The organism is uncultured Campylobacter sp., assembly GCF_938045535.1.
Lineage (GTDB): Bacteria > Campylobacterota > Campylobacteria > Campylobacterales > Campylobacteraceae > Campylobacter_B.
Genome location: NZ_CALIMQ010000070.1, coordinates 1 through 2,689 on the forward strand (window position 1 = coordinate 1; position 2,689 = coordinate 2,689).

General features: G+C 48.4%; 3 protein-coding genes. 2 read left to right on the top strand and 1 reads right to left on the bottom strand.

All coding sequences use genetic code 11. The annotated features are described in order from the left end of the window. Nucleotides 1-174 precede the first annotated feature (174 nt). Nucleotides 175-435, top strand: a complete 261-nt coding sequence (locus Q0095_RS02410; protein ID WP_297881023.1) for a transporter — start codon at nt 175-177, stop codon at nt 433-435. Nucleotides 436-497: 62 nt separating this feature from the next. Continuing rightward, nucleotides 498-1,028: a hypothetical protein gene (locus tag Q0095_RS02415; RefSeq protein WP_297881025.1), complete on the top strand. Its 531-nt coding sequence runs from the start codon at nt 498-500 to the stop codon at nt 1,026-1,028. A 5-nt stretch (nt 1,029-1,033) separates the two neighbouring features. On the opposite strand, the gene ribD is transcribed toward Q0095_RS02415, so the two are convergent. Next, nucleotides 1,034-2,191, bottom strand: a complete 1,158-nt coding sequence (ribD, locus tag Q0095_RS02420) for a bifunctional diaminohydroxyphosphoribosylaminopyrimidine deaminase/5-amino-6-(5-phosphoribosylamino)uracil reductase RibD (RefSeq protein ID WP_297881027.1) — start codon at nt 2,189-2,191, stop codon at nt 1,034-1,036. Nucleotides 2,192-2,689: the final 498 nt, after the last annotated feature.

Genomic DNA, 2,689 nt, shown 5'->3' on the forward strand with positions numbered 1-2,689 from the left:
TTCCGCTTCTGCCTCCTCTTGTTTATCACGTAAATAAGTAGCGATTTCAGCTTCGGTCTTCTTCTCGACAGCCTCCATCAATTCTACCTTTGCGCCTTTATAGATATTAATTATATAGGTTTTCTTATCGCATTAAATTTGATAGTAGTCTTGGTTTGCGCCGCTTTTCCTTTTATGAAAAAGAATTATATATTTTTTCTACTGCTTGTCTTAAATTTAGCTTTGTATTTGAATAATATCTACACCCCTTTTGAAAAGCCCGAGCTTTGGACTTATAGCATACCTGCGCTGGCAAATGCGACATATGTATTAGTAGCGCTAGTTTATGCTTCGGGATTTGTCGCTTTTGTCCCGCTTGCGGCATATATCTGTTTTTTATACTCGCTCTGCGCCGTTGCTTGCGGCATACGTGAAAAATTTCAAAGCTTACGCTAAATTTACGATTAAAGTTTTAAGCCATCGTTTCGTATAATTTCGCAGAATTTCAAGGATTGCGTATGAAAATATATCTATATAAATTACTTCTAGGCATCTTACTGACGGGCGTATTCTCATTCTCGCTCGGCTTTACTTTATCGCACGTAGGCATCATATCAAATGCGGTTTTTGGCGTACCGCTATTGCCCTACGCTTCCTTGGGCGCCGAGGTCGCAAAAGCTATCCTAACGATAATATCCGCATTTTATATCGCAAATAAAATTATTAATTTTCGCATTTTAGGCATCGATTGCAAGCTAAATTTTATATTTTTTATCGCCTTTTCGACGATAGGCGTGATTATCGTTAGTCTGCTATCTTTATTTATGATCGTCGGCATAATGATATTAAATAAATCAGAAATTACATTTGCGGCGATGTGCCTATCCCTCGGATCGATTTGGACCGCTTGGCTATTTCATATCAGCGGATACAAGCTTGGTGCTTTCTTGCAAAATTGCAGCCCTAAAAGGAAATATAATATAGATAAAGTGCTAGTGTTCGTCATAATAATAGTAGTTGCGCTGATTTTTATATCGGCAGTAATATAAACCTTTCATTTTAAAATTTTAAACCAGCCGTAGAATTCGTTCGCTTCTAGATGCGGATCGCCCGCGCTGGAGATAAAAAGCGGTCGTAACGCGGCATTTGCTTTAAAATTTCCCGCGTCCCTCATCTGCGCGCTGTAAAAAATAAGCGCATGGCTCGCAAACTGCGCGAACTCGTCAAACGAACTCGCCCCCACCTCTATCATCGTGATTTTGGCACCCGCAGGCAGCGACTGCGAGACCTCCACTTTGCGCCCTGCGATGCCAAAAAGCGGAATGCTCGCATCAAAATCCGAAAGTGCGCGGCGCGAACGAATCCAAACATCGGGTGCGCGCGGCTTTAGATTTTGCGACGCGGCACGCACGTCTAGCGCCGACATATCGGCTCTGCCTGCCAAAGTGCTAATTTCATCAAATTTAGCCGCACGCACGTCCAGCGTCGGTCTGTCGACGCGCACGGTCTGCCCGCCCACGCCTACGTAATCGCATACGCCGCGCAACTCGTGCACGAACGCGCGCTGCTTCTCGCTGCCGATTCGCCCATGTACCGCGCCGTTTAGCGCGGCGTTGATTTTGATGAAGCAAAAGCCGCTCTCGCGCGCCAGATAAAACGGCTCCGCAAGCTCCGCTGCCGCGGTATGGCAAACGTCAAATTTCACCTCTATGCCCCCGCGGCGTAAAATTTCCGCGCCGCCCGCAGCCTGTGCGTTCGTATCGCGCGTGCCGATTACCACGCGCGACAGTCCGAGCTCCGCCAAAAGCTCGGCGCAAGACGGGGTCTTGCCGCGGTGTGCGCAGGGCTCGAGCGTGACGTAGGCGCAAGCGCCGCGCAAAAGCCCGCCGTGGCGGTTTAAGATGAAATCGTAAGTGAAGCTCGGCTGCAAAAACGCGCTTTTTAGAGCTTTTGTGTTTTGAAATTTTACGCCGAATTTGCGGGCGTATTCGCAAGCGAAATCCTGCGCAAAATTTACGTCCAGATCGCACAGCGCGGCGAAAACAGCGTTTACCTCGGCATGCAAAAATCCCGCTTTTTTGTGCGCGCCTATACTTAGAACTCTGCCGCTCTTATCCAGCAGCGCGCAGCCCACGGCGGGGTTGGGTAGCGTCAAGGCCTGATAGCGCCACGCAGCTCGCAGCGCCAAATCCATGTAAAATTCGTCGTTCATACAAAATCCAAAATTTAAATTGTCCCGCTTCGCCGCGATTGCTTAGCAAAATTACGGCAGAGCGGAGAACTCGCCTACTCCCAGCAAATCGCGCCTCGGGCGCAAACCGACTCGCCCACCTGCGCCCTTCCTCGCTGCGCTGGATGACGCCGACCTCGCGCTTTAGCCTATCTGTAAGGCATCGAGCTTGCTTTAAACGCTAAATTATCAGAGCTTGCAAGTCGCGCGCCGTATGTGCCTGAGAGAAATTCCGCGTAGATACGAAACTGCGAAATCTTACCACAGGTTTTAGAATTTTATCCTAAATCGCAAATTTTGCGGCGTCCGTTTCGCGCGCGAACGGCACAAAATTTTACGCTTATCGTGCAAAAGAGCGTCTGCCAATAGCGCGGAGGAGCCGGCTTTGCGAAGTAAAATTTTAATAGGCGCATGGCAGAACCGCAATCGAGCGTGAATATACAGCCCCGAAAGGCACGGCTTAATTTCAGCTCAAATTCA

Bases quoted from the DNA above. Each gene is read 5' to 3' on its own strand.
- Q0095_RS02410 (WP_297881023.1), top strand. From the start codon at position 175: ATGAAAAAGAATTATATATTTTTTCTACTGCTTGTCTTAAATTTAGCT.
- Q0095_RS02415 (WP_297881025.1), top strand. From the start codon at position 498: ATGAAAATATATCTATATAAATTACTTCTAGGCATCTTACTGACGGGC.
- ribD (WP_297881027.1), bottom strand. From the start codon at position 2,191: ATGAACGACGAATTTTACATGGATTTGGCGCTGCGAGCTGCGTGGCGC.